Genomic DNA, 26,635 nt, shown 5'->3' with positions numbered 1-26,635 from the left:
CTCTTTCTATATAATTTTACCTTACTATGTAGTATTTTTATATAGTAGGTTATTTTATTAACAATATATTTAATTTATAAAAATATATACTTATATATGCTTAAATATATATTAATAAGCTTTTTTAGAATCTTTTTTAATATATTTTAACATATAATTTATCATAGGTTGTACACTTTTTCAAATTTGTGTTATCCTTTTTCAAAAATATTATATCATATATTAAGATTCTTTATCACTATCATGAGTATTTTAACACAATAATAATTATTATGTAAAATAGGACACAGGTTAATATCTTTGAAAATTATAAATAAACCTAGATTTATTTATAATTTTCATTAATTTTATAAGTATTTTCCACTTAGTTCTGTATCTCTTAAACAATTATATTTAATTTTAATAAATAATTCAACTTTTATTTATCAAAATTTTAACAATCTTTTATTTTTAATGTACTTTTTCATTAATATATCATTTATTGTCTTTAACTCTATTATAATTATTTATATAGTATATGTCTACTACATATTTCTTTTACTTTATTTTTTGCTTCTGATAAATCAGAATCTCTATTTTCAATAACATAATTTATTAAGTATGCTATCTCTTTCATTTCTTCTTCTTTAAAACCTCTTGTTGTTACTGCTGGAGTGCCTATTCTAATTCCACTAGTTACAAAAGGACTTTTAGTTTCAAATGGTATAGTGTTTTTGTTAACTGTAATTCCTATACTATCTAGTAACTTTTCTGCATCTTTACCAGTTATATCTTTATTAGTTAAATCAATTAAAAGTAAGTGATTATCAGTTCCCCCTGATACTAATTTAAAATCATATTTCTTTAATTCTTCTTCTAATACTTTTGCATTTTTAACAACTTGCTCAATATAATTTTTATAATCATCTTTTAATGCTTCTCCAAAACATACAGCTTTTGCAGCTATTACGTGCATTAATGGACCACCTTGAATTCCTGGAAATATAGCCTTATCTACTTGTTTTGCATATTTTTCCTTGCAAAGTATAGCTCCTCCTCTAGGTCCTCTTAATGTTTTATGTGTAGTTGTTGTTACAAAATCAGCATATGGTACTGGTGATGGATGGTATCCTGCAGCTATAAGTCCTGCAATATGTGCCATATCTACCATAAAGTATGCCCCAACTTCATCACATATTTGTTTTAATCTTTTAAAATCTATTACTCTTGAATATGCACTAGCACCTGCAACTATCATCTTAGGTTTATGTTGTAGGGCAAGAGATCTTACTTCATCATAATTAATTAATTCAGTTTCTTTATTTACTCCATAAGCTACAAAGTTAAATAATCTTCCTGAAAAATTAACAGGACTTCCATGAGTTAAATGTCCTCCATGGCTTAAGTTCATTCCCATTATTGTGTCTCCTGGCTCTAAAACTGAAAGATAAACTGCCATATTTGCTTGAGAACCTGAGTGTGGTTGAACGTTTGCATGTTCACAGCCGAAAATCTTTTTTAATCTTTCTATTGCTAAGCTCTCTATTTTATCAACTTCTTCACATCCACCATAATATCTCTTACTTGGATATCCTTCAGCATATTTGTTTGTAAGCTGAGAGCCCATAGCCTCCATTACTGATTTACTAGCAAAGTTTTCTGATGCTATAAGTTCTATAGTATTATTTTGACGGTTATTTTCTAATTGTATTATGTTAAAAATTTCTTTATCTGTTAATGCCAAATTATCGAAATTCATTTTATCTACCTCCAGACCTTTATTGAATTAAATTATAATGTTTTAGTGTAAAATTTTCAACCTATTTCACTATGATAAATTAATAGTAAAAATTTAAGTTATTATTCCAAAATTATGATATAATTATTCTATATTTTTTGTTTTTAGGAAGGATTGTTTTTTATGGATACTAGCAATAAAATACTATATTTAGCTGCAGAAGCAGGAAGAATAATTCTTCAAAACGGTGGTGAAACATCTAGAGTAGAGGAAACCATGACCAAAATATGTTATGGTCTTAAAGTAAAAAATGCAGATAGCTTTGTTACACCTACAGGAATAATGTTATCTATAACAGATGAAAATAATAAAACTATTTCATTAATTCGAAAAATTAATTACAGAAGCATTAATCTTGAAAAAGTTGATAAAATAAATGCTCTATCAAGAGAAATTGTGAGTACTTGCCCTTCTCTTAATTATGTTGAAGAAAGACTAAAAGAAATTGATAATTCTCCTGAATACAATAAAAAATTATTGATTTTAGCTAGTTCTTTTAGTGCAGGTTTTTTTACTCTTTTATTCGGAGGAAATATTAGAGACTTTTTTGTATCTCTATTTATTGGTGTAATAATTAAAGTTATATGCATAATACTGAATAGTATAAAAATAAATGAATTTTTTATCAATTGTCTTGGAGGGGCTATAGCTTCTTTAATTGCAATTATAAGTATACACTTAGGAATTGGAGTAAATGAAGATAAAATTATTATAGGTTCAATAATGCTCCTTGTACCTGGACTTATTATAACAAATGCTATACGTGACACTTTAGCAGGGGATTTAGTTTCTGGAATTTCTAGAGCAATTGAAGCATTTTTTATAGCTGTAGCCATTGCAACCGGCTCTGGTATTGTCATGAAATTGTGGTTTTATTTTGGAGGTATGTGATATGATTTTAAATTCTATTTATTCTCTCTTTTGCAGTTTAGGATTTGGTATTCTTTTTAATATTCACGGTAAAAGACTATTCTATGCAGCTCTTGGCGGTGGAATTGGTTGGTATTTTTATTTGTTACCTCAAAAGTATACTCATTCTATAGCATTTTCACTATTTATAGCCTCATTAGTTATTAGCATATATTCGGAAATAGTTGCAAGAATTTTTAAAGCTCCAGTGACCGTATTTTTAGTAGTAGCATTACTTCCGTTAGTTCCTGGTGCAGGAATGTATTATACTATGTATCAATCAATTATAGGTAACGCAACTAAATCTTTATCTTTAGGAATTGAAACTATATTTAGTGCTGGAGCTATTGCATTAGCTACTATGCTTGTATCTTCTGTTACTAAAGTTATTTTAGTAATAAAAAAGAATATTACTTCATGAATATACTTAATGTTTTTACAAGTTCATCTAACTCTAATTCATTAACCTTACTATTCTCACTATTTGCAAAACATTTTTTAGTATATTCTTGAATTATAATAGCTCCAACTTTATTTAAAGCAGCTCTTACTGCAGCAACTTGCACTAGAATATCTTTACAACAATTTTCACTTTCTATCATATTTTCAATTCCTTTTACTTGTCCTTGAATTTTTCTAAGTCTTATTTGTATGTCTCTTTTTTTATCTTTGTTGTTTCCCATTTTCTAAAATCTCTCCTACTCAAATATGTATATTTTTTTAAAAATAAAAAAGCTCCCACCATACCGTATTTAAGTAATAGTTGAACCTGTTTTATAACAGGTGGGAGTCTCCTTTGTGCTTCTTGTCTTTTAATTAATATTAAAATATCATTTCACACAAAGAGTAGCACTCCCTTTTTTAAAAGTGTTGGGTCAATATATACTTAAATTACTAATATGGTCGGAACTTATCCTTACTAATATTATACTACAATTATATCATATTATTAAAGTTTTTCTTAAAAACTTAATAAAAATTATTTTTGTTTTTGTACACCGATTCCTAATTCGCCTAATTGCTTTTCATCTACTACATTAGGTGCTTCAGTTAATGGACAGTATGCATTTTGGTTCTTAGGGAATGCAATAACATCCTTTATGTTTTCAGTTCCAGCAAGGAACATTATCATTCTATCAAATCCATATGCAAGTCCGCCGTGTGGTGGAGGTCCAAATTTAAATGCTTCTAATAAGAATCCAAATCTTTCCCATGCACTTTCTGATGTAAATCCTAAAACATTGAACATTTTTTCTTGAAGTTTAGTATCATGTATTCTTATACTTCCTCCACCTAGTTCTTCACCATTTAAAACTATGTCATATGCTTTAGCTCTAACTCTTCCTGGATCTGATTCTAAATACTCTATATCTTCATCCATTGGCATTGTAAATGGATGGTGTTCTGCTTGATATCTATCTTCTTCTTCATTGTAAGATAAAAGTGGGAATTCTGTAACCCAAGCAAATCTAAATTCTTTATTGTCTTTTAATATTTCTAGACGTTTTGCCATTTCAAGTCTTAATGCTCCAAGAGACTGTAATACAACAGAATCTTTATCAGCAACTATTAAAATTAAATCTCCAACTTTTGCATCTAAGCTTTCTATTACTTTATTTATGCCTTCTTCTCCTAAGAATTTAGCTATTGGTGATTTTATTTCATCTTCTTTATAAGCAATCCATGCAAGACCTTTTGCTTTATAAGTCTTTACAAATTCTCCTAATTTATCAATTTGCTTTCTTCCCATTGTTGCACAATTAGGAGCTTTTATAGCTCTTACACTACCACCATTTTCTATAGCATCTTTAAATACTTTAAAGTCTACATCTTTAACGGCATCAGTTATATCATTTATTTCCATACCAAATCTTAAATCTGGTTTATCACTACCGTATTTATCCATAGCTTCTTTGTAAGTTATTCTCTGAATTGGTAACTGAACATCTACATTTGCTACTTCTTTAAATACTTTTTGTATTAACTTTTCATTTAAAGCAATTACATCTTCCATGTCTACAAAAGATAATTCCATATCTACTTGAGTAAATTCTGGTTGTCTGTTAGCTCTTAAATCTTCATCTCTAAAGCATTTTGTTATTTGGAAGTACTTATCGTATCCAGATACCATTAATAATTGCTTAAATAATTGTGGTGATTGTGGAAGCGCATAAAACATTCCTGGATAGTTTCTACTTGGTACTAAGTAGTCACGAGCTCCTTCTGGTGTACTCTTTGTAAGCATTGGAGTTTCCATTTCAAGGAATCCATTTTCATCTAAGAAATCTCTTATAACCTTTGCAGTTTTGTGTCTAACCTTGAATATCTTTTGCATATCAGGTCTTCTAAGGTCTAAGTATCTATACTTTAATCTTACAGCCTCATCAGTATCAAGATCTTCTTTTATGTAAATTGGTGGTGTTTCTGATTCAGATAATATTTTTATATTTTGCCCTTTTAACTCTACCATACCTGTTGGCATTGCTTCATTAGGAGATTCTCTTCTTACAAGTTCTCCTTCAACAGCTATACAGTATTCAGGTTTTACTAAATCAGCTTTTTCAAATGCTTCTTTGTTTATTTCTTCACCAAATACTACTTGAAGTATTCCTTCTCTATCTCTAAGGTCTACGAAAACTAGTCCTCCAAGATTTCTTTTTCTTTGAACCCATCCCATGACAACATGTTTTTGTCCTATATGAGATTCTCTAAGTTCTCCACACATTACAGTTCTCTTAAGTCCATTTAAGGATTCTGCCATGTTTTATTCCTCCCTTTTTACTTTAAAATCATTGATGCTATTTCATCTAAATTATTTAGTGAAACTTCAAATTGCTGTCCATCTTCCATTCTTTTAAGGTTTGCTTTTTTCTCTTCTATTTCTGTATCTCCTATGATCATACTGTATGATGCATCTATTTTGTTTGCATATTTCATTTGAGCTTTAACAGACTTATTCATATGATCACATTCTGCTTTTAATCCTTTTGTTCTTAAAGCATTTACTAATTTAAAAGCTTCAATCTTACCATTGTCACCCATAGAACCTATGAATATATCCATTTCCTTTGGCTTTGGAATTTCTATATTGTTTTCCATAAGAGTTAGTATAAGTCTTTCAATACCCATACCAAAACCAACAGCTGGTGTAGGTTTTCCTCCTATTTGTTCTATAAGTCCATTATATCTTCCACCACCACAAACAGTTATATCATTATTTATTATTTCAAATACTGTTTTAGTGTAGTAATCAAGTCCTCTAACTATATATGGATTAACTTTGTATTTAATATTAAGACTATCAAGATATGTCTTTAAATTTTCAAAGTGATTACTGCAATCATCACATACATAGTCTAATATTACAGGTGCATCTTTTCCTATTTCTTTGCACTTTTTATTTTTACAATCTAAAAGTCTCATAGGATTTCTTTCAAATCTAGTTTTACAAGTATCACATAACTCATCATATGATTCTCTAAAGTATTCTCTTAATGCATCGTTATACTTCTTTCTACATTCTGGACATCCTATGTTATTTATGTTTAATTCTAAATTATCTATTCTAAATTCCTTAAAGGCTCTCATTGCAAGACCTATAAGTTCAGCATCAACTGAAGCTTCTGTTGAACCAAATACTTCAACTCCAAATTGGTGATGTTCACGAAGTCTTCCCTTTTGAACATTTTCGTATCTGAAAACTGGAGTAAAATAAAACATTTTTATAGGAAGTGCTTCATTAAATAATCCATTTTCTATAAATGCTCTAGCCGCTGGTGCTGTTCCTTCTGGTTTTAATGTAATACTTCTATCACCTTTATCTTTAAAAGTGTACATTTCCTTCTGTACTACATCAGTTGTTTCTCCAACTCCTCTTTCAAATAATTCTGTATGTTCAAATGCAGGAGTTCTTATTTCTTTTAATGCATACTCTGCAGCTAATTTTTTTAATTTATCTTCAATGTAGTGCCATTTATATGAATCCATAGGTAATAAATCTTTAGTACCTTTTGGTGCTTGGATTGCCATAGCTTCACGCTCCTTATATCGTATTAAGTAATTCCATTTTACCTTGCATTTTTTCATCAAATCTTAATAGGTACTCTTTAACATCTTTAAGATTTCCAAAACGCTCTATTTTATTATTATCTAAGTAAACAACCTTTGTTACAGCATCTGCTCCAAGTGCTATTATTGTTTGCTTATCTTCTATCATTTCTATATTATAAAGTCCTTCTTTTCCTGCAGTGCAGTAACCTACGTTCTCCATATGTCCTACCATGTTCTTTTGTCTATACATGTAATATGGCTTCATATTAAGTTCTTCTGCAAGTTTAGAAGTTCTTTCATACATTTCATTTAAGCTATTTTGCTCTAAAATTCTAACCTTATCTATGTATATTTCTTCGTATAGTTTAGAACCTCTTTTAATTGACATACCATGAACAGTTAAACTATCTGGTTTAAGCTTTAAAATTTCTGTGCATGTATTCTCTATATGATTTAATGTTTCATTTGGAAGTCCTACTATTATGTCCATATTTATATTGTCAAATCCTATTTTTCTAGCCATATTGAACTTCTCTATAATATCTTCTACTGTATGATGTCTTCCTATAAGTTTTAGAGTATCTTCATTCATAGTTTGCGGATTTATACTTATTCTAGAAACATTGTACTTTTTCATAGTTTTAAGCTTACCTTCTGTTATGCTGTCAGGTCTTCCACATTCCACATTAAATTCTTTAACCTTTCTACCACTTATAAAACTTTCATGTACTTTTTTTATTAAGTTCTCAAACTGATTCTCATTTATAGATGTAGGAGTTCCTCCACCAAAGTATACACACTCTATATTAAGTCCTTTTTTATCTATAAATTCTTTTATTATGTCTATTTCTTCATTTAATTTTTCTAAATATGGTTCTACCATCTTAGAAGTGTTTCTTCCAGCTATAGGATTTGATGCAAATGAGCAATAAAGACAAGTTGTTGGACAAAACGGCATACCTATATATATGCTTATATTTTTAGGGTCTTTATTAACTCTAGCTCTCTCTGCTTTAGCTATATTTATACAAAGTTTAGCTTTATCTAACCTTGCAAAGTATTCTTCTTGAAGAGTTTTTATTATTTCTTCTTCAGAAAGTCCCTCGTCCATCATATCTAGAACAATCTTTGTAGGTCTAATTCCTATTAAAATACCCCAAGGTAATTCTTTTGATGTTTTTGACTCTAGATATTTAAACATACTTTTTCTAAACTCATGTTTAAATGTCATTGAACTTTCTAAATTAAATATCTTTTCTTCTCCCTCTGAATTTGCTATAGAAAGTTGTTTTTCTGATACATTTAATATATAATCACAATTTTCCTTGGACTCAAATTCAAACTCCATCTGAGTAAAGCTATAAAATAGTTCAAAGATATGATAAACATCATATCTATACTTTTCATCGTTTATATATATTTTCACTACTATACACCCCTATTCTTAAAGGAAGGGATTGTATTGTTTTTCAAACTTTATATTACTTTCACCTTCATGCCCTGGAAGCACAACTGTGTCATCATCAAGAACTATAAGTTTTTCTTTTATGCTTCTTATTAGTGCACTGTGATCTCCCCCTGGGAAGTCTGTTCTTCCTACAGAACCACGGAATAATGTATCACCAGTAAACACTACATCTTTAACTACAAAACTCATTCCTCCTGGTGTATGGCCAGGTGTTTCTAAACATTTAATTTCTAAATTTCCAAGTTTTAAAACATCCCCGTCTTTAATAGTTTTGTCTTCTTCTGTTTCATTCCATATAGGACCAAATACTTGAGAATGTTTTCTCATTAATTCTAGATCATTTTCATTTATATATACAGGAACATTGTATCTATCTTTTAATTCCTGAACTCCTCCAGTGTGATCCATATGTCCATGAGTTAATAATATAAATTTTACATCTATGTTAAGTGCATCTATATTTCTTATTAACATATCTGCATCTCCACCTGGATCTATTATACATCCTTCATTACCATCTATTAATATATAACAGTTAGCTCCATACATTCCTGCAGGAATTCTTTTTATTTTCATAATACTATCTCCCTTACATTAATAATTTAGAATTCTTTTTTACTATCTATCATTAGTGTAACAGGACCATCATTTTTTATGCTTACAAGCATATCTGCTCCAAATTCACCAGTCTGTACATTGTTAATTTCTTCTTTACACATGTCAATAAAATCTAAATAAAGCTTTTTTGCATCTTCTCCACCTAGAGCCTCAATAAAGCTAGGTCTATTTCCTTTTCTGCAATCTCCGTATAAAGTAAATTGAGAAATAATCAAAAGCTCTCCATCTACATCCTTTAAAGACTTATTTAGTTTTCCATTTTCATCTTCAAAAACTCGTAAATTAACAACTTTCTTTTTTAAATACTTAACATCTTCTATTGTATCATCTTTAGATATTCCAACAAGCACAGTAAAACCTTTTTTTATTTCACCTATTGTCTTTCCATCTACAGATACACTAGATTCCTTAACTCTTTGTACAATAGCTCTCATAATAATACACCTTTTTTTAAAATTTTCTTATACCTAAAAATGAAGTATATAGAACTAACTCTTAGTTCTATATACTGCAATTACCCCTTGTAACTTTCTTATTTTTCTCATAACTTCTTTTAATTTATTAACATCTGATATTCTAAATTTAATAGTTATTATAACCATATCAGCCTTTGTAGGTTGAGCATTTATAGCATATAAATCTATCTTTGTTTGAATAATTGCTTCCATAAGCTCAGCAAGTAGTCCTGTTCTGTCCTCTGACTTAACTTCTATTTCAGTAATATATTCACTTTTTCTTGTATTTTCATCTTCCCAAGCAACATCTACAATTCTATTTCCGTCATTTACTATTAAAGATTTTACATTTTTGCAGTCTTGTCTATGGACAGATACTCCTCTACCCTTAGTTATATATCCTATTATAGGATCTCCTGGAACGGGATTGCAACATTTTGAAAATCTAATCATTACATTATCAATTCCCTTTACTTTAATTCCTGGAGAACTTTTTTTCTTTTTCTTAACTGTTGTATTCTTTAATTGCTCTTTAATATCCTCTATAGTCTCGTTCTCTTTATGTTCTTCTCTTTCTTGACTCTTTATGTGGCCTATTAATTTATTAACTATAGCCGCTGCCGTAATTCCACCTATGCTAACAGCTACGTATAAATCATCTAAATTATGAAAATTGTATTTTTTGAAAATAGACTCAAGGTTATTTCCTTTAGCTATTTTTCCAAAATTAATCCCTTGTCGTTTTGCTTCCTTCTCAACAAGTTCTTTTCCTTTTTCAATGTTATCATGTCTTTTTTCTTTTTTAAACCATGACTTTATTTTAGATTTAGCTTGATTACTCTTTGTTAGATTAAGCCAGCTTATACTAGGTCCCTTTGGAGTTGGAGATGTTAAAACTTCAACTATTTCTCCTGTTTTTAAATGATAGTCAAGAGGAACTATTCTACCATTTACTTTTCCTCCTATACATCTATGACCTATATCCGTATGGATTCTATAAGCAAAATCTATAGGTGTAGAATCAGAAGGAAGGTTTATAACATCGCCTTTTGGTGTAAATACAAAAACTTCATCTGAAAACATATCTATTTTGAAGTCTTCCATAAATTCTTCTGGATTTGAAGTTTCTCTTTGCCACTCTAATACTTCTCTAAGCCAAGCAAGTTTAGCTTCAAAGTCACTATCTGAATTTTTTCCACCTTCTTTATACTTCCAATGAGCTGCAATACCATATTCAGAGGTATAATGCATCTCATATGTTCTTATTTGTATTTCAAAAGGCTTTCCTTGAGGTCCTATAACTGTAGAGTGAAGTGACTGATACATATTAGGCTTTGGCATAGCTATGTAATCTTTAAATCTTCCTGGAATAGGTTTATACATAGTATGAACCATACCTAAAACTGCATAACAATCCTTAACATCTTCAACTAAAATTCTAACAGCTGTTAAGTCAAATATTTGATCTATAGTTTTATTTTTTACAACCATTTTTCTGTATATACTATAGAAATGTTTAGGTCTTCCTTCTATTTCAGATTTAATACCAGCCTCATCTAATTTTTCTTTTAATTCATGTATTATTCTTTCTATGTACTCTTCTCTTTCTTTTCTCTTTTCAGCCACTTTTCTAACTAAATCATAATATTCGTTAGGATTTAAATATCTTAAAGCTAAATCTTCAAGTTCCCACTTAACTTTAGATATACCTAGTCTATGAGCAAGCGGTGCATAAATATCTAAAGTTTCTTTAGCTTTTTCTTTTTGTTTTTCTACCGTCATGTATTTAAGAGTTCTCATATTATGAAGTCTATCTGCAAGTTTTATTAAGATAACTCTTATATCTTTAGTCATAGCAAGAAGCATTTTTCTCACATTTTCAGATTGCTGCTCTTCCTTGGTCTTAAATTTTATTTTTCCAAGTTTAGTTACACCCTCAACTAAATTTGCAACTTCACGATTAAACTCTTTCTCTACATCTTCATATGTATAATCTGTGTCCTCAATTACATCATGAAGTAAACTTGCAGCAATGGTATTTTCATCAAGTCCCATTTCAGCTAAAATGCAAGCAACTTCTACAGGGTGAATAATATAAGGTTCCCCTGAAATTCTCTTTTGTGCCTTATGGGCATCTTTAGCATAATTGTAAGCTTTAATGATTATATCTTTATTTACATTATTACAATTTTCATCTATTTTTTGTAATAAATCTTCAAGCATATAAATTCTCTCCTAAAATCAAAAGCTGGTTTATATAACCAGCTAACATTTTTTATAAACATTATATAATATGGTGTAGAAATTTGCAATAAAAACCTTATTATATATCATATTGAACTAATGACATTATATCATAGTTTCCTATTTTTTCTCTTCCCTTTAAATCTGTAAGTTCAATTAAGAAATCAACACTTACAACTTCTCCACCTAATTTTTCAATCATTTCAATTACAGAATTCATAGTTCCACCAGTTGCAAGTAAATCATCAACTATAGCAACCTTTTGACCTTTTTTTATTGCATCCTTATGAATTTGTAGTACATCACTACCATATTCTAAATCATATTCAGAACTAATTGTTTCACATGGAAGCTTTCCCTTTTTTCTTACAGGAACAAATGCTGCACCTAATGCATACGCTACTGGTGTTCCAAATAAAAATCCTCTAGCTTCAGGTCCTACTACTACATCTACATTTTTATCTTTTAAATGTTCAACTATAGCATCTACTGTGTATTTAAGTGCTTCTTTGTCGTTTAATACTGTAGTTATATCCTTAAAACTTATTCCTTCCTTTGGAAATCCTTCAATAACTCTAATTTTTTCTTTTAAATTCACTTGTATTCCCCCTATGCATTATGAATATCTATGTACATATTACTTAATCATTACTTTTTTTAACTCAAATTCATTCTTTTTATTTATATACTTTGCTATCCTTCTTGCTCTTTCACTATCGGCAGTAGTAAAAAGTTCTACCACTATTCTTGCATCATCCATTCTGCCAACTGCATTTACTTTAGGCATCACCATTTTGCACATTTTTTTCAAAGTCAAGAAATCTATATACTCTATATTATTTATTTCAGTTAAAGCCTTTATCCCATGATTGTTGCTATCTGTTATATAACTCATTCCTTTTTTTAACATATCTAAATTTTCCCCTACTAGAGGAACATCACTAGATGCTATGCCTAGCGCCACTAAATCCAAATACTTTTCTATGCACTTAACATGATAATGTTCAGCTATAGACTCTGCTAATTTATAAGCAATTCCAACGGCATTGAAATTTTTAAAAGAGTATTTAGATAAACCATCATTAGGATCTACAACTATAGTATTTGGTATATTTCCTTTAGGCCTATGATAGTCTGTAATTATTATGTCTATTCCAAGGCTTCTACATAGTTCTACTTCTTCTATAGAATTAATTCCACACCCTACTGTTATAATCAAACTTGCTCCTAATAATTTTATATGATTTTCTATAATATCACAATTAAATGTATCTCCTTTTTGTAGGGTATCAGGTATATAATATTCTACATCCGCATTTAGATACTTAAGTATTAATATAAGTAATGAAACGCTTGTTATTCCGTCCAAATCATAAGAACCACAAATAACTATTTTTTCTCTCTTATTTACAGCTCTACTAATTCGCTTTGAAGCTTCATTTACTTTTATTAAAGGAAATGAATTATTTATATTTATTAAGTTTAAAAAATTTTTACAAGAATAGTCGTTTTTCATATTACAATCCCCCAAAATTTATAGGAAGCAAATAATATTATAATTTAAATTCTTAATTATTACAAATATTTTTTTCTTAATAATACAATATGTCATTAATTGTAGTGTTATTTTGTAATAATATATAAAAAAAGCTAACTCCAACTGGAATTAGCTTTTTCTTTATATTATATTTTTTATTCTTTAATATTATTCTTCTTTTTTATTTCCAAATTTTCTTAATAAAACCCAAATTGGACTTGCTATAAATATTGAAGAATATGCTCCACTTACTATTCCTATTATTAATGGGAATGTAAAGTCTCTAACAGAAGGTACAAATATATAAACTGAAACTATTGTAAATAATGTTGTAAGAACTGTATTTATAGATCTTGACATAGTTTGAGTAATACTAACATTTACAATTTCAATTATATTTCTTCCTCTTAATTTTCTTCTGTTTTCTCTTATTCTATCAAAAATAACTATAGTATCATTGATAGAATATCCTACTATGGTCAGCATACCTGCTATAAATGGAGTATTTATTGGTATTTGAGTAAATGCATATACTCCTAAAGTTATTAATATGTCGTGAAGCAATGCTAGTATTGCTGCTATACCAAATTTAATTTCAAATCTAAATCCTATATATATAAGCATTGCAATTGTTGCAATTACTAATGCTCCAGCTGCTTTCTTCTTAAGTTCATTACCTACTGAAGGTCCAACATTGTTTTGAGATACTAATGCAGTATCTTTTAATTTATACTTAGTTTTTAACTCTCCAAACATTTTGTTTATAGAGTTGCTTTCTAAGTTATTGCTTTTTATTTCTAGTTGAGTTTCATTAGCTATGTAACTTGACGCTGCTGGATCGTATTTTTTAATTATCTTATCTGCTTCTTCTTTAGTCTTTTGATTAAAGTTTTTTCCCATTTCTATAGTAACTACAGTACCACCTTTAAAGTCGATACCATAATTTAATCCCTTTACTCCTAAACAAACCATACCAAGTATTATTACTGTTAAGGATATAGCAAACCATATTTTAGTTTTCTCTATAATTTTAAGCATTTACCTTACCCCCTTTTAACGCCAAAATGGGAAGCTTTGCTTAATAATCCCATATTCATACCTAATTTTATTAACATTCTTGTTACTGTAAGAGCGGTAAATATACTTAATACTATACCTATCATAAGAGTAAGGGCAAATCCTTTAACAGCACCTGATCCTAAATAATAAAGTACAACACCTGCTATTATTGTTGTTATATTAGAATCTAAAATAGATGATAGTGCTCTATTAAATCCAGCATCTACTGCTACTTTCAAACTTTTTCCAAGCTTTAATTCTTCTTTTATTCTTTCAAATATAAGAACATTGGCATCTACTGCCATACCAACAGTAAGCAAGAATCCTGCGATTCCTGATAAAGTTAATGTAGCTTTAACCGCAACAAATGTTCCAAGTACAATTAATACATAGAATATTAAAGCGATATCTGCCATAAGTCCTGGTCCCCTGTAGTATAAAAGCATAAATATTAATACTAATCCTATACCAATGGCTCCTGCTTTTATGCTTAAAGGTAATGCATTTGCACCTAAAGTTGCACCTACAGTTTTAAATTCAACTGCTTCTAGGCTTACAGGAAGAGCTCCTGATTTTATTACACTTGCTTGATGCTTTGCTTCTTCTAAAGAAGAACTTCCAGTAATTGTAGCTTTTCCACCAGTAATTACTGATTGAACATTAGGACTAGTTAGAACTTCTCCATCCATGTAAATTGTTATTCTTTTTCCTAAGAATTTTTGAGTTGCTTCTGCAAACTTTTTAGCCCCGTCAGCTTTAAGTTCTAGTCCTATTGTAGGTTTTTGCATATCATCATAATATGCTGTTGCGTCTTTAACATCTGCTCCTGTTAAAATAACCTTACCATCTGGACCTTTAAATTCAAGTTTACCAGTTTTACCTATGCTTTCTAGCACCTTTTTAGAATCAAATTCTCCTGGAATTTCAATTCTAATTCTGTTTTTTCCTTCCCTTTGAACGGAAGTTTCCTTAACCCCTTCAGGGTTAACTCTCATAGAAAGTAATTCTATGGTTCTTTCTATAGTTTCATTACTAACATCTTTACCTTTGACTTCTTCTAATACAGATATACCCCCTTGAAGGTCAAGTCCTTTATTTATAGACTCACTAAAGGGTTTTACTCTGTAGCCACAAATATTTTTTATTCCAAAAAAACCGCCATATGCTAATATACCTATGGCAACTACCACCGCAACAAAAAGTGCTATGCTTTTGTTTTTTTGGGATTTAGCGTTTCTTCCGTTTCTCATGTTTATCCCCCTTTGAAAGCATCTTTTTCACGCATAATACATTATTATATTACTTTTAGATGCTATAGTCAATAACAGGCATTTTTTGAACTATTTATCCATTTTAGTTGCTTTTAGGGCAATAGCACATTCTATCCTTTTTTTCTGCATCTTACATCCAATTTCATATGGTTTATGTATATCTCCATTGAAATTGTAATTATTTGCTTGACATCCACCACTGCAATAGAATTTAGCCCAGCAATCTCTACATTGTGGTTTATTGTAAATATGAGCTTCTTTAAATTGTTTTGCAATGTCAAAGTTTAATTTTTCATCTTCATCATAGATTGTTCCTATTTTGAAGTCTTCATTTCCAACAAACTGATGACATGGATATATTTCTCCATCTGGAGTTACAGCTATATATTCGTGACCTGCTCCACATCCAGATATTCTCTTATATACACATGGTCCTCCTTGAAGATCTATGTTAAAGTGATAGAATTTAAACTCTCTATTTTCTTCATATCTTTTAAGCATATCTTTATATAGTAAATCATAGTTTTCAAATATTGTAGGTAAATCTTCTTCTCTTAGAGAAAGTTCATGTTCATCTGGAAGTACAACTGGTTCAACTGATACTTCTTCAAAACCTAAATCTGCTAAGTGTTTTACGTCATAATAAAAATCAGTATTATCTCTTGTAAATGTTCCTCTTACATAATACTGTTTAGATTTATCTCTTTTATCTACCATTTCTTTTATCTTTGGAAGTATAGCATCATATGTTCCGCTTCCATTTACTCTGATTCTAGTATTGTCATTAACTTCTTTTCTTCCATCTATGCTCAATACTATATTTCCCATTTCTTTATCCATATATTCCATTATTTCATCATTTAATAGAAGAGCATTAGTTGTCATTGTAAATCTTATAACTTTATTATGAATTTTTTCTTGTTCTCTAGCATATGCTATTATTTCTTTTATTTCTTTTATAGCAATTAAAGGTTCTCCACCAAATAAGTCAACTTCTATATTTTTTCTTGGACCACTGTGAGCTATTACAAAGTCTATGGCTTTTTTTCCAACTTCAGGTGACATAACTTTTCTTGCACCATGATACTTTCCTTCATCAGCAAAGCAATATTTACATCTTAAATTACAATCATGTGTTACATTAAGACATAGTGCCTTTATAAAGTCCTTAGACTTCATACTATTTCTTGCGATTTCTTCATAAGTATCTTCTGAATATAAGTATCCTTCTTTTTTAAGTTCTACTATTTCAGAATAAACCTCTTTTATTTCTTCTTCTGAATATTTATTTTTAAATTCCTTTATAAGTTCTTCTTGTGATTTTAAAGCTTCATCATCTAGTAAATCATAAACTAGCTCGTCCACTATATGTACAGCACCTGTATTTACATCTAAAACGAAATATTGTCCATCTTGAATAAATTTATGAATTAAAGCCAATTTTTTTTCCTCCTTATATAAACGTAAAGCAGTAACCTTAGTTACTGCTTAGTTAATGCTAGTTTTTATTAGTTTTCACAAGCTAAATTAGCAACTGTGCAAGATGTTTTACATGCTGATTGACATGAGTTAGCACATTCTTTACATCCTGGTCTATTTAAACTTTCTTTTATGTTTTTTTTGTTTACTGTCTTTATATGTTTCATAGCACTTCCTCCATTCCCATTATAAAATTATCCTGTAAGATTATATCATAGTTTACTTATTAAATAAAGCCAATTTATATATTTACTCCAAGCATTCCTGATAAAGTTCCTACAAAAATAGCAAGAAACATTCTTAATATTGTAAGACTTGATATTGCAAATCCTCTACCATTTATAGCTGATACTAAAAATACTATAAGTATATAAAATATAGAAACTAAAAGTCCAGTTATCCATCCTTTTTTCTTTATTTTCTTTACAGCATATAAAGTACCATACATAACACTAAAAGCTGTTACAACTACAAAAAATACAGAATCTACTTTAGGATTAAACTTAGTAAAATATGTTACTATAGAGTAAACTATTAGCATTGTCAGTGTTAAAAAGAAACTTCTTAAAACTCCTTGTCCAATGTAAACCGCATTACCCCTGCTTTCCAATTAAAACACCTCCCATTTAACTAATATTTATGTTTTTAGGAGGTATTTTATTACTTATATTATTTCTTCCTTTTTCTCTAAAACCATTCCTACGCCATTTCTAGTTAACTTTAATTTAACCTTATCTGGACCTGTTGAAATTATAAAGAAATCTTCATGAATTCTTTCAATCTTCCCTACAATTCCACCTCTAGTTATAATCTCATCATTTACTTTTAGATTATCTAACATTGATTTGTACTTTGTTTTTCTCTTCTTTTCTGGAATTAAAATAACTGCATAAAGTATAACTATCATAAATATAAACGGTATTATAGTACCAAGACCCTTTGGCATACTTACACCTCCTTAACTTATATAATTCACTCTTATATTGTGAGAAAAAGTCCTAAGCTCTTCCTCCCCATTCTTCTAATTTTTGTTCTTTAAAGTCGTTAAAATATCCACCATCTATTGCATCTCTTATATCTTCCATAAGTTTATTATAGAAATATAAATTATGTAATACACAAAGACGCATAGCAAGCATTTCTTTAGCTTTAAATAAATGTCTTATATAAGCCCTTGAATAATGTCTGCATGCTGGACAATCACAACCCTCATCAATTGGTTTTGTGTCTAATTCAAATTTAGCATTTAATAAATTTATTTTACCATATTTAGTAAACACATGACCATGTCTTCCGTTTCTAGCTGGAAGTACACAATCAAAGAAATCTACTCCCCTTGAAACTGCCTCTAATATATTACTTGGAATACCAACTCCCATTAAATATCTTGGTTTATCTTGTGGAAGGTATGGCTCTACAGATTCTATAACTCTATACATTTCTTCGTGAGTTTCTCCAACTGCAAGACCACCAATTGCATATCCATCTAAATCTAGTTTCGCAATTTCTTTTGCATGAGCTATTCTTATATCATCATAAACTCCACCTTGATTTATTCCAAATAACATTTGTTTTTTATTTATTGTATCATCTAATGAATTTAATCTATCCATTTCTTTTTTACATCTTTCAAGCCATCTTGTAGTTCTTGCTACCGACTTTTCTACATATTCTCTTGGTGCTGGATTTTCAACACATTCATCAAATGCCATAGCAATAGTTGAAGCTAAATTGCTTTGAATTTGCATACTTTCTTCTGGTCCCATAAATATTTTTCTACCATCTATATGAGATCTGAAATATACTCCTTCTTCTTTAATTTTTCTCATCTTTGCCAGTGAGAACACTTGGAATCCACCTGAGTCTGTAAGTATTGGTCTATCCCAATTCATAAATTTATGAAGTCCACCTAATTGTTTTATAACTTTATCACCTGGTCTTAAATGAAGATGATATGTGTTAGATAGCTCTACTTGACATCTTATATCCTTTAAATCCATAGTAGATACTGCTCCCTTAATTGCAGCAAGTGTACCTACATTCATAAATACTGGAGTTTGGATTACTCCATGAGGTGTTATAAATTCCCCTCTTCTAGCATTTCCGTCCTTTTTATGTACTTTGAACACTTTGTTTTCTCCTTCCAATTAATATATATATTAGTGTTGAGATGTTTTATTTTAAAAACATAGCGTCTCCAAAACTAAAGAATCTATATTTGTTTTTTACGGCTTCTTTGTATGCATTCATTATATTCTCTCTACTTGAAAATGCACTTACTAGCATAAGAAGTGTTGATTGTGGTAGATGAAAATTAGTAATTAATCTGTCAACTACTTTAAACTTATATCCAGGATACATGAAAATATCAGTCCATCCTGAAGTTTCTCTAACTTTTCCATCTTCATCTCCTATAGTTTCAAGGGTTCTACATGATGTAGTACCAACAGCAATTATCTTTCCACCATTTTCTTTTGTATTATTTATAATGTCTGCTGTTTCCTTTGACATTGTATAATACTCAGAATGCATATGATGTTCTTCGATATTTTCTACTTTAACAGGTCTAAAAGTACCAAGTCCTACATGTAATGTTACAAAGGCAATTTTTATTCCCTTTTCTTTTATTTCTTTTAAAAGTTCTTCTGTAAAATGAAGTCCAGCAGTTGGAGCTGCAGCAGAACCTTTTTCTTTTGAATATACTGTTTGATATCTTTCTTTGTCTTCTAATCTTTCTGTTATATATGGAGGAAGTGGCATTTGTCCAAGTTTATCTAAAACTTCTTCAAATATTCCTTCATATTCAAATTCAATTATTCTACTTCCGTCTTCACCCATAGATTTTACTTCTGCTTTTAACTCTCCAGAACCGAATACAAATCTAGCACCTATTTTAGCTTTTTTACCTGGCTTAACTAAAGTCTCCCAAGTATCTCCTTCAATTCTTCTTAAAAGCAAAAATTCTATCTTACCGCCAGTATTTTCTTTTTCACCTATAAGTCTTGCTGGAAGAACTCTTGTATTGTTTAGTACTAAACAATCACCTTCATTTAAATATCCTAGTATATCTCTAAAAATTTTGTGTTCAATCTGTCCACTTTTTCTATCTACCACCATTAATCTAGATTCATCTCTTTTTTCCATAGGATGTTGCGCAATTAACTCCTGTGGTAAATAAAAATCAAAGTCTTTTACTTTCACAATTGTCACTCCTCTTACGTTAACTTAGTTTGCTCTTTAAACTCTCTTTTTAGATGCCTATATGCTTTTTCCGTAGCTTTTCTTCCTCTTGGCATTCTAACTATAAATCCTTTTTGAAGAAGATATGGTTCGTATACATCTTGTATAGTATCTAATTCTTCTCCTATAAAATAAGCTAATGTTTCAAGTCCTACTGGTCCGCCTTTAAAATTATCTATTATAGCCTCTAAAATCTTATTATCTATTTTATCAAATCCCTCCCCATCTATTTCTAAAAGACTTAGAGCATTTTTTGCAATGTTAATATCAATAACACCGTCACCTTTAACATCACAATAATCTCTTACTCTTTTTAAAAGTCTATTGGCTATTCTAGGTGTTCCTCTTGACCTTCTTGCAATTTCAAAAGCTGCCTCTTCAGTGGTTACTACTCCCAAAATTTTTGAAGATCTCAAAATTATCTCTTTTAATTCATCCTCATTATAAAATTCCATGGCACTTAAAACGCCAAATCTATCTCTTAGAGGAGAAGTTAAAAGCCCCACCCTTGTTGTAGCACCAATTAAAGTGAATTTAGGCAAATCAAGTCTTATTGATTTTGCTGCAGCACCTTTTCCTATTACAATGTCAAGAACGTTATCCTCCATAGCTGGATACATTATTTCCTCAACAGTTCTATTAAGTCTATGTATTTCATCTATAAAAAGCACATCGTAATCATTTAATGATGTAAGTATAGCCGCCATATCACCTGGTCTTTCAATAGCTGGTCCTGAAGTAACTTTTAAAGTTCCTCCCATTTCCCTTGCTATTATGTTTGCTAAAGTTGTCTTTCCAAGTCCAGGAGGTCCATATAAAAGCACATGGTCTAGTGCTTCATTTCTCATCTTTGCAGCTTTCGTAAAAATGCTTAGTTTTTCTTTAACTTTATCCTGTCCTATGTATTCGCTAAGTTTTTCTGGTCTTAATGAATGTTCCACATCAAAGTCTTCATTCTTATAAGAAGCAGATACCATCCTATCCTCCACACTTATTCCCCCTAGCTCATAAGATATCTTAAACTATCTTTTATTATTTGTTCAATGGTATTATTAATATCAATATTTTTAAGGGCCTTTTCAGCTTCTTTTTGTGTAAATCCTAATGCCACTAAAGCCTCTATTGCCTCATCATATTTTCTTCCTGTATCCATTGATAGTTTGCTTATATTTTCTCCATCCTCTATATCTTCTGCATAGATTTTTTCGATTTTATCTTTAAGCTCTAAAGTTATTCTTTGAGCAATTTTTTTCCCTATTCCAGGAGCCCTTGTAAGCATTTTATAGTCTTCTGTCATAATAGCTACTTTAAGGCTTGACACATTACTAATTGAAAGTAATGATAAAGCAGCCTTAGCTCCAACTCCACTTATAGTTAATAATAAGTTAAACATAGCTCTTTCATCTTCTCTTAAAAATCCATAAAGGCCTATGAAATCTTCTCTCACTATTTGTTCTATATAAATCTTCACTTTTTCGTTTATATTTGGCATACCCGCCATAGTATTTCCAGAGGTATATATTTTATATCCTATGTTATTACTCTCTACTATTATATAATCTTTATTTAAACCCATATAAGTCCCTTTTATATATTCAAACAAAATACTACCCCCTAAAATTTGCGTATAAACACCATATAAATACAATATATAATACTTTAACATTTTACCTTTAAATTATCAAGAATTCTAGTCTCAAAGAACAAAATAAAATATGAAATCCTTATTCAGGCATTTCATATTTTATATCAAAATTCATTATACTATAGTTTAGTTGTTCAATATTATCAAACTGCATACAATTATCACCTTTTACTATTTTAGATATGTCCTGTTCTTTCAACATATTTATATTAGCTCCAGTACCTTCTTTATCTATAATATCTCCTTTATCATCAAATACACTTCCATTAGAATTAGTTTTTCCTATTACTATTTCATTATTTTGAGATAAAATAACATACTTGTCTGGTTTGTATTTTGTAGAAGTTCTTACTAATTCTATTCTATTACCATCAATATTTCTTAGTTTATATCCTAATTTATTGTATTTATTTTTTATTTCATCTACTGTTTTCCCTTGAACACATTCATCCTTTGCACTTCTACTTCTTTCAATCATTATTTTATTATTTTTATTTACATATACTTCGAATAATATCTCCCAATTATCCTTAACTACTTTTTTTAGATTTTCTTCATTTCCCTTATTACTCTGTGAAACATTTGCAACTATTTTTCTACCTTTATTATTGTATAGTGCATTTTTTCCTATATAATATCCTAATACTAGGGTAACACCTATTAAAACACTACTTATAGTTATAAAAATTTTTTTATTGGTCATTTATATCACCTTCCTTATTAGGACATTCTTGACAAATACAAAAAGTTTATTCACATTTATCTCATAAATATTAAAGAAAAATCAGACCACATTTAAAATGCAGTCTGATTTAAAACTAAAACTATTTAATTAAATTTGGTATTACATATTCTTCAACAAATTTATCTAAATCAACTTTTTCTCTAACTTTATCCATTGCAATTCCAACGACTTCTCCAACATAATTCACTAGTAATTCCTGTTTCATATCAACTTTAAATTTATCTTGTTTTTCTTTATCAACTCCAACATAACTGTTTTTTATTCCCAAAACAAGACCAGGTACTATTATGTCTTCAACTATTCTCTCTTCCTTAACCTTTTGTTTTGCACGAAGAATCATATTATTACTAGCAACTGTAATGTTTTCTCCAAATTTATCTATTCTTTTCTTTAATTCCCTATTTCTTTCTTCTCTTTTCTTTTTAGACTTTTTTTCATCCTTACATATAATATTCTTTTTATTATTCTTACAACAATTTAAATAAAGAATATAATTATATTTTATAGCATGCTTTATTTCATCAGTTATTATTTCAAATACCATATCTCTATAAATTGTATATGGAAGATCCGCCATTATCTTTCTGTATTTTTCTACAGCACTTAATTCTCCAAATAAAGCCTTTTCTACTCCAGCTATATAGGATTTAGGCTCAACGAACTTTTCTTCCTTTTCTATTACAACATCTTTTCCTGTAATATCTTTATAAATATTTCTAAACATTTTATTATGCTTTCGTTCATCATCTCTTATGGTAATAATTATATCTTTTTGTTTGTCCGTAGGAGCTAAACTAATTAAGTAATCGTAAAACATTTCGTCTTCTTTTTCCCCAGATACAGAACTTTTTATAAGAGAAAGTGCTTCTTTTAACTTCTCTTGATTATTATTATATGGATCCATATAATTTCTTATATATGCCATTAAATTTTTCCCTCCTAAAATTTAATATACATAATATACTATGAATTCCAATTAAAACTTGTACCATGTTCAAAATTTCCTTTAATCAATTGATGTATCCTCTACATCTTCTTTTGGTAAATGTAAATCATATATATCAAATATAGTTTTTGTAGAAATTATGGCACTTATTAAACCTATAATGCTTCCTAAAAGTTTATTATAATTAAGTTCCTTTGGAATAGGATTTTTACTAAAATAATTCTGTATAAATTCAAATACAGTTGAGACTGTAAGCAAAACGCCTCCTGTGAAGCTTATTACAACTGACATTAATTTTATTTGCTCATTTTTTGTAAATGTAGAAATTCCTTGACCAAGTAAAAATATTTGTGATCCTAGCTCATCTAGCCTTAAAGCTTTTTTTAATAACTCTTTAGATAAATTTGAATAATTATTTTTAGATGACATTATATATCACCCTTTTCTATTTACTATATACTATTTCCTTTTATCGCTTATGTTTCATGTATTTTAAATTAATTTTCTATGTATAATCTATTGTAAAAGTAATTGTTTTGTATTATTATAAATGTAAATGCATAAATATAAAATATTTTTACAAGTTGATTTGTTATGTTTTCAACTTTTTCATTTCAAGGAGGATTTTATGTCTGAGTTTACTAAAGATAAACCAAAAAATAATAATTTATTAAGGTCTTATATAAAATTTTTAATACCATCTATAATAGGTGTTTTATTATTTATGACACCTATAAAAATAAATGGAGATATGACAATACCAGTTGCGTACTTTTCAAAATTAGTACAGGAACTGCTTAAAAATTATTTACCATTAATAAATACAGTGATTATTACAGTATCACTAATCTTAACTTTGGTTACGAAATTATTTAAACCTAAATTTATAATAAAAAATGAATATTTAAATAAACTTTTCAATATAAGTACTATTTGGTTTTTAATTAGATTATTTGGAGCTATATTTGTAATTTGTACTTATTTTAAACTTGGAAGTTCTATAATTTATTCTGATGACACTGGCGGACTTTTATTAAATAGTTTACTTTCTGTATTATTTGCAGTATTCTTATTTGCCGGATTATTTTTACCACTAATACTGGACTTTGGACTACTTGAATTTTTTGGTACGCTACTAACTAAAATAATGAGACCACTATTTAACTTACCTGGACGTTCATCAGTTGATTGTATAGCATCATGGCTTGGAGATGGAACTATAGGTGTACTTCTTACCAGCAAACAATATGAAGATGGATTTTACACTGCAAGAGAAGCTTCTATAATAGGTACATCTTTTTCTGCTGTATCTATAACTTTTTCACTAGTTGTTTTATCTCAAGTTGGTCTTCAAAATATGTTTTTACCTTTTTATTTAACAGTAACTTTTGCAGGTATTGTAGCTGCCTTACTTACTCCTAGAATACCTCCACTTTCAAGAAAACCAGATACTTATTTTAATAATAAAAAATCTGCTACAAGCGAAATTATACCAAGTGGGTATTCTTCTTTTACATGGGGACTTAAACAAGCTACAGAAAAAGCTGATAAAAATAACGATGTAAAAAAATTCTTTGGTGATGGATTTAAAAATGTATTTGATATGTGGCTTGGTGTTACTCCTGTTGTTATGGCACTTGGAACTTTAGCACTAGTAATCGCTACATATACTAATATATTTCAATGGCTTGGAACTCCATTTATACCATTTTTAAAACTTCTTCATATTCCCGAAGCAAAAGCAGCTTCTTCTACACTAGTTGTAGGATTTGCAGATATGTTCTTACCATCAGTTATAGCTGCAGGAGCTGTAAAAAGCGAACTTACTCGCTTTATAATCGCAGCAGTATCAGTAACTCAACTTATATATATGTCTGAAGTTGGAGGACTTTTAATAGGATCAAAAATACCTGTTAACTTTAAAGAATTGTTTATAATATTCTTAGAGAGAACTATAATAACTCTTCCTATTATCACAATAATAGCTCATATAATTTTTTAATAAATAAAATAAACTAGAAACATTTTGTTTCTAGTTTATTTTATTTTTAACATAATTTAATTTAATAATTTAAATTTAAAATACCATACTAGTAATATAACCTTACTTTAGGAGATGTTTATATGTACTTAATTGGTATTATTTTATTAATTATATTATTAATAATTATGTTATTAGTATCACTAATTCCCATTAAAATATACTTAAATGCGAATTCTACAGATTTTCCAAATTTTAATATAATTTTTTCTTGGTTTTATCCTTTTTTTGAAGGGAGAATTTATATTAATGAAAACTCTATTGTAACTTTAGATATATACCTTTTTAAAAAACTTTTTAAAAGTAAGCCTTTAACTATAAAAAAACACTCCAATGGAAATTTATATGATTCCATAAAAAACTTTAAATTAAAAAGTATAGACTTTGAAACTCACTATGGATTTTCAGATCCTTCAATAACAGGATTTATTTGTGGAATTATAAATATACTTCCTATTAATGCTTTAAAAAATAATATTTTAAATTATCCTGATTTTACTACAGATACAACTTATTTTAATACTACAGGAGTTATTGAAATAAATATGTTTTTTTTATTGGTTCAACTGATGAAATCTAAATTTCATACTTCTTCAAAAAATGTTTCCTATGCTAATAAATAATAAATTATGAGTTTATTATTTTATTTAATATATTCTTAAATTAATATATCAAGGAGGATTTTATATGCATTTAAATAATAATTTTTCAGATAATATGAACACTGTATTTAGCAAGGTTGAAGATTATGTTAAAACCGAAAGCATGATGGGAGCTCCAATAACAGTACAAGATAAGACTCTAGTTCCTATAGTCTCTGTATCTTTAGGATATGGAAGTGGTAACAATTCTCCTAAAGATAAAGCAGCATCTTCAAATAGTTGTCCTGCTGAAGGTGTAGGACTAGGAGCTAAAATTGCTACTGATGCTGTTGTTGTTATAGAAAAAGACTGCGTATCTATGCTACCTGTAGCTCAAAAAAGTAACATGAATGTTAAAGATATGATGGATAAAATTCCGAATGTTTTAACTAGCATAAAAGGTGTTGTAGGTTCTCAAAATCAAGCTCAAAATGCTCAACCTCAAGCTGCAAGTGCACAACAAAACACATCTACACAAGCAAATAAATAATAAAAAAATAAAAAGGCTTG

At 29.0% G+C, this 26,635-nt stretch carries 28 protein-coding genes and 1 other RNA gene; 5 read left to right on the top strand and 24 right to left on the bottom strand.

Translation table 11 applies throughout. From position 1 onward, the window contains the following. Positions 1 to 502: 502 nt before the first annotated feature. A complete protein-coding gene (gene glyA / locus NT01CX_RS04850; protein WP_011721930.1) occupies positions 503 to 1,738 on the bottom strand; it encodes a serine hydroxymethyltransferase in 1,236 nt (411 codons plus the stop codon). A 162-nt stretch (positions 1,739 to 1,900) separates the two neighbouring features. On the opposite strand from glyA, the gene NT01CX_RS04845 reads away from it, so the two are divergent. Both NT01CX_RS04845 and NT01CX_RS04840 read left to right on the top strand, forming a co-directional pair. Next, entirely contained in the window at positions 1,901 to 2,668 is a 768-nt protein-coding gene (locus NT01CX_RS04845) for a threonine/serine exporter family protein (RefSeq protein WP_039242957.1), read from the top strand. 1 nt (position 2,669) lies between these two features. Further along, positions 2,670 to 3,107: a threonine/serine exporter family protein gene (locus NT01CX_RS04840; protein WP_011721928.1), complete on the top strand. Its 438-nt coding sequence runs from the start codon at positions 2,670 to 2,672 to the stop codon at positions 3,105 to 3,107. On the opposite strand, the gene NT01CX_RS04835 is transcribed toward NT01CX_RS04840, so the two are convergent. The 23 genes from NT01CX_RS04835 to NT01CX_RS04730 form a co-directional block, all read right to left on the bottom strand. Then, positions 3,097 to 3,369 (bottom strand): metal-sensitive transcriptional regulator, encoded by a 273-nt coding sequence (locus NT01CX_RS04835; RefSeq protein ID WP_011721927.1) that lies wholly within the window; start codon positions 3,367 to 3,369, stop codon positions 3,097 to 3,099. The genes NT01CX_RS04840 and NT01CX_RS04835 overlap by 11 nt on opposite strands. A 48-nt stretch (positions 3,370 to 3,417) precedes the next feature. Then, positions 3,418 to 3,598, bottom strand: a non-coding RNA gene (ssrS, locus tag NT01CX_RS12045) — 6S RNA. A 67-nt stretch (positions 3,599 to 3,665) separates the two neighbouring features. After that, positions 3,666 to 5,447 carry an aspartate--tRNA ligase gene (gene aspS / locus NT01CX_RS04830; RefSeq protein WP_011721926.1) on the bottom strand — a complete coding sequence of 594 codons (1,782 nt, stop codon included), beginning with the start codon at positions 5,445 to 5,447 and terminating at the stop codon, positions 3,666 to 3,668. A gap of 17 nt (positions 5,448 to 5,464) precedes the next feature. After that, positions 5,465 to 6,715, bottom strand: coding sequence for a histidine--tRNA ligase (gene hisS, locus NT01CX_RS04825; RefSeq protein WP_011721925.1), 1,251 nt, complete (start codon positions 6,713 to 6,715; stop codon positions 5,465 to 5,467). A 13-nt stretch (positions 6,716 to 6,728) separates the two neighbouring features. Next, a complete protein-coding gene (locus NT01CX_RS04820) occupies positions 6,729 to 8,168 on the bottom strand; it encodes a coproporphyrinogen III oxidase (protein WP_039242959.1) in 1,440 nt (479 codons plus the stop codon). Positions 8,169 to 8,180: 12 nt separating this feature from the next. Then, positions 8,181 to 8,780 carry an MBL fold metallo-hydrolase gene (locus NT01CX_RS04815; protein ID WP_011721923.1) on the bottom strand — a complete coding sequence of 200 codons (600 nt, stop codon included), beginning with the start codon at positions 8,778 to 8,780 and terminating at the stop codon, positions 8,181 to 8,183. A 26-nt stretch (positions 8,781 to 8,806) separates the two neighbouring features. Beyond that, complete coding sequence (gene dtd, locus NT01CX_RS04810; protein ID WP_011721922.1) at positions 8,807 to 9,256, bottom strand: D-aminoacyl-tRNA deacylase; 450 nt, start codon at positions 9,254 to 9,256, stop codon at positions 8,807 to 8,809. 54 nt (positions 9,257 to 9,310) lie between these two features. Beyond that, positions 9,311 to 11,500, bottom strand: coding sequence for a RelA/SpoT family protein (locus tag NT01CX_RS04805; protein WP_011721921.1), 2,190 nt, complete (start codon positions 11,498 to 11,500; stop codon positions 9,311 to 9,313). Between the two features lie 100 nt (positions 11,501 to 11,600). Continuing rightward, on the bottom strand, positions 11,601 to 12,119 hold the full coding sequence (locus tag NT01CX_RS04800; protein WP_011721920.1) for an adenine phosphoribosyltransferase: 519 nt from the start codon (positions 12,117 to 12,119) through the stop codon (positions 11,601 to 11,603). 39 nt (positions 12,120 to 12,158) lie between these two features. Then, positions 12,159 to 13,037, bottom strand: coding sequence for a DHH family phosphoesterase (locus NT01CX_RS04795; RefSeq protein ID WP_011721919.1), 879 nt, complete (start codon positions 13,035 to 13,037; stop codon positions 12,159 to 12,161). A gap of 189 nt (positions 13,038 to 13,226) precedes the next feature. Further along, positions 13,227 to 14,096 (bottom strand): protein translocase subunit SecF, encoded by an 870-nt coding sequence (secF, locus tag NT01CX_RS04790; protein ID WP_011721918.1) that lies wholly within the window; start codon positions 14,094 to 14,096, stop codon positions 13,227 to 13,229. A gap of 5 nt (positions 14,097 to 14,101) precedes the next feature. Next, positions 14,102 to 15,367, bottom strand: coding sequence for a protein translocase subunit SecD (gene secD, locus NT01CX_RS04785; protein WP_011721917.1), 1,266 nt, complete (start codon positions 15,365 to 15,367; stop codon positions 14,102 to 14,104). Between the two features lie 90 nt (positions 15,368 to 15,457). Next, positions 15,458 to 16,828: a thioether cross-link-forming SCIFF peptide maturase gene (gene scfB, locus NT01CX_RS04780; protein WP_039224172.1), complete on the bottom strand. Its 1,371-nt coding sequence runs from the start codon at positions 16,826 to 16,828 to the stop codon at positions 15,458 to 15,460. 68 nt (positions 16,829 to 16,896) lie between these two features. After that, the gene (scfA, locus tag NT01CX_RS04775; RefSeq protein ID WP_003368166.1) at positions 16,897 to 17,034 is read right to left on the bottom strand and encodes a six-cysteine ranthipeptide SCIFF; all 138 of its coding nucleotides are present in this window, start codon (positions 17,032 to 17,034) and stop codon (positions 16,897 to 16,899) included. 74 nt (positions 17,035 to 17,108) lie between these two features. Further along, a complete protein-coding gene (locus tag NT01CX_RS04770) occupies positions 17,109 to 17,477 on the bottom strand; it encodes a TIGR04086 family membrane protein (RefSeq protein WP_011721915.1) in 369 nt (122 codons plus the stop codon). A gap of 54 nt (positions 17,478 to 17,531) precedes the next feature. Continuing rightward, positions 17,532 to 17,813 carry a preprotein translocase subunit YajC gene (yajC, locus tag NT01CX_RS04765; RefSeq protein WP_011721914.1) on the bottom strand — a complete coding sequence of 94 codons (282 nt, stop codon included), beginning with the start codon at positions 17,811 to 17,813 and terminating at the stop codon, positions 17,532 to 17,534. Between the two features lie 52 nt (positions 17,814 to 17,865). Then, a complete protein-coding gene (gene tgt, locus NT01CX_RS04760) occupies positions 17,866 to 18,996 on the bottom strand; it encodes a tRNA guanosine(34) transglycosylase Tgt (protein WP_039242961.1) in 1,131 nt (376 codons plus the stop codon). Positions 18,997 to 19,042: 46 nt separating this feature from the next. Then, positions 19,043 to 20,068, bottom strand: a complete 1,026-nt coding sequence (gene queA, locus NT01CX_RS04755; RefSeq protein ID WP_039242963.1) for a tRNA preQ1(34) S-adenosylmethionine ribosyltransferase-isomerase QueA — start codon at positions 20,066 to 20,068, stop codon at positions 19,043 to 19,045. A gap of 14 nt (positions 20,069 to 20,082) precedes the next feature. Next, positions 20,083 to 21,096 (bottom strand): Holliday junction branch migration DNA helicase RuvB, encoded by a 1,014-nt coding sequence (gene ruvB, locus NT01CX_RS04750; RefSeq protein ID WP_011721911.1) that lies wholly within the window; start codon positions 21,094 to 21,096, stop codon positions 20,083 to 20,085. An 11-nt stretch (positions 21,097 to 21,107) separates the two neighbouring features. Then, positions 21,108 to 21,710, bottom strand: a complete 603-nt coding sequence (gene ruvA / locus NT01CX_RS04745) for a Holliday junction branch migration protein RuvA (protein WP_039242971.1) — start codon at positions 21,708 to 21,710, stop codon at positions 21,108 to 21,110. A gap of 121 nt (positions 21,711 to 21,831) precedes the next feature. Then, complete coding sequence (locus NT01CX_RS04740; RefSeq protein WP_011721909.1) at positions 21,832 to 22,455, bottom strand: hypothetical protein; 624 nt, start codon at positions 22,453 to 22,455, stop codon at positions 21,832 to 21,834. A gap of 121 nt (positions 22,456 to 22,576) precedes the next feature. Further along, the gene (locus tag NT01CX_RS04735; RefSeq protein WP_011721908.1) at positions 22,577 to 23,422 is read right to left on the bottom strand and encodes a ferritin-like domain-containing protein; all 846 of its coding nucleotides are present in this window, start codon (positions 23,420 to 23,422) and stop codon (positions 22,577 to 22,579) included. A gap of 81 nt (positions 23,423 to 23,503) precedes the next feature. Further along, on the bottom strand, positions 23,504 to 23,872 hold the full coding sequence (locus NT01CX_RS04730) for a hypothetical protein (RefSeq protein ID WP_011721907.1): 369 nt from the start codon (positions 23,870 to 23,872) through the stop codon (positions 23,504 to 23,506). Positions 23,873 to 24,071: 199 nt separating this feature from the next. Here NT01CX_RS04730 and NT01CX_RS04725 point away from each other — a divergent pair, with 199 nt between their 5' ends. The 3 genes from NT01CX_RS04725 (at position 24,072) to NT01CX_RS04715 (ending at position 26,615) form a co-directional block, all read left to right on the top strand. Continuing rightward, positions 24,072 to 25,445 carry a YjiH family protein gene (locus tag NT01CX_RS04725; protein ID WP_011721906.1) on the top strand — a complete coding sequence of 458 codons (1,374 nt, stop codon included), beginning with the start codon at positions 24,072 to 24,074 and terminating at the stop codon, positions 25,443 to 25,445. A 122-nt stretch (positions 25,446 to 25,567) separates the two neighbouring features. Next, complete coding sequence (locus NT01CX_RS04720) at positions 25,568 to 26,107, top strand: hypothetical protein (protein WP_011721905.1); 540 nt, start codon at positions 25,568 to 25,570, stop codon at positions 26,105 to 26,107. 64 nt (positions 26,108 to 26,171) lie between these two features. Then, complete coding sequence (locus NT01CX_RS04715) at positions 26,172 to 26,615, top strand: GerW family sporulation protein (protein WP_011721904.1); 444 nt, start codon at positions 26,172 to 26,174, stop codon at positions 26,613 to 26,615. Positions 26,616 to 26,635: the final 20 nt, after the last annotated feature.

It is taken from the genome of Clostridium novyi NT, from assembly GCF_000014125.1.
Lineage (GTDB): Bacteria > Bacillota > Clostridia > Clostridiales > Clostridiaceae > Clostridium_H > Clostridium_H novyi.
The sequence above is the reverse complement of the archived record's forward strand: the minus strand, read 5'-3'. Positions and strand labels throughout refer to the sequence as shown.

Excerpts from the sequence above, each read along its gene's own strand:
- NT01CX_RS04815 (WP_011721923.1), bottom strand. The coding sequence starts at position 8,780 with ATGAAAATAAAAAGAATTCCTGCAGGAATGTATGGAGCTAACTGTTAT.
- NT01CX_RS04795 (WP_011721919.1), bottom strand. The coding sequence starts at position 13,037 with ATGAAAAACGACTATTCTTGTAAAAATTTTTTAAACTTAATAAATATA.
- NT01CX_RS04730 (WP_011721907.1), bottom strand. The coding sequence starts at position 23,872 with ATGTCATCTAAAAATAATTATTCAAATTTATCTAAAGAGTTATTAAAA.
- NT01CX_RS04735 (WP_011721908.1), bottom strand. The coding sequence starts at position 23,422 with ATGGCATATATAAGAAATTATATGGATCCATATAATAATAATCAAGAG.
- NT01CX_RS04725 (WP_011721906.1), top strand. The coding sequence starts at position 24,072 with ATGTCTGAGTTTACTAAAGATAAACCAAAAAATAATAATTTATTAAGG.
- hisS (WP_011721925.1), bottom strand. The coding sequence starts at position 6,715 with ATGGCAATCCAAGCACCAAAAGGTACTAAAGATTTATTACCTATGGAT.
- NT01CX_RS04740 (WP_011721909.1), bottom strand. The coding sequence starts at position 22,455 with ATGACCAATAAAAAAATTTTTATAACTATAAGTAGTGTTTTAATAGGT.
- NT01CX_RS04715 (WP_011721904.1), top strand. The coding sequence starts at position 26,172 with ATGCATTTAAATAATAATTTTTCAGATAATATGAACACTGTATTTAGC.
- NT01CX_RS04845 (WP_039242957.1), top strand. The coding sequence starts at position 1,901 with ATGGATACTAGCAATAAAATACTATATTTAGCTGCAGAAGCAGGAAGA.
- yajC (WP_011721914.1), bottom strand. The coding sequence starts at position 17,813 with ATGCCAAAGGGTCTTGGTACTATAATACCGTTTATATTTATGATAGTT.
- NT01CX_RS04720 (WP_011721905.1), top strand. The coding sequence starts at position 25,568 with ATGTACTTAATTGGTATTATTTTATTAATTATATTATTAATAATTATG.
- glyA (WP_011721930.1), bottom strand. The coding sequence starts at position 1,738 with ATGAATTTCGATAATTTGGCATTAACAGATAAAGAAATTTTTAACATA.
- NT01CX_RS04805 (WP_011721921.1), bottom strand. The coding sequence starts at position 11,500 with ATGCTTGAAGATTTATTACAAAAAATAGATGAAAATTGTAATAATGTA.
- aspS (WP_011721926.1), bottom strand. The coding sequence starts at position 5,447 with ATGGCAGAATCCTTAAATGGACTTAAGAGAACTGTAATGTGTGGAGAA.
- scfA (WP_003368166.1), bottom strand. The coding sequence starts at position 17,034 with ATGAAACATATAAAGACAGTAAACAAAAAAAACATAAAAGAAAGTTTA.
- NT01CX_RS04835 (WP_011721927.1), bottom strand. The coding sequence starts at position 3,369 with ATGGGAAACAACAAAGATAAAAAAAGAGACATACAAATAAGACTTAGA.
- secD (WP_011721917.1), bottom strand. The coding sequence starts at position 15,367 with ATGAGAAACGGAAGAAACGCTAAATCCCAAAAAAACAAAAGCATAGCA.
- secF (WP_011721918.1), bottom strand. The coding sequence starts at position 14,096 with ATGCTTAAAATTATAGAGAAAACTAAAATATGGTTTGCTATATCCTTA.
- dtd (WP_011721922.1), bottom strand. The coding sequence starts at position 9,256 with ATGAGAGCTATTGTACAAAGAGTTAAGGAATCTAGTGTATCTGTAGAT.
- NT01CX_RS04840 (WP_011721928.1), top strand. The coding sequence starts at position 2,670 with ATGATTTTAAATTCTATTTATTCTCTCTTTTGCAGTTTAGGATTTGGT.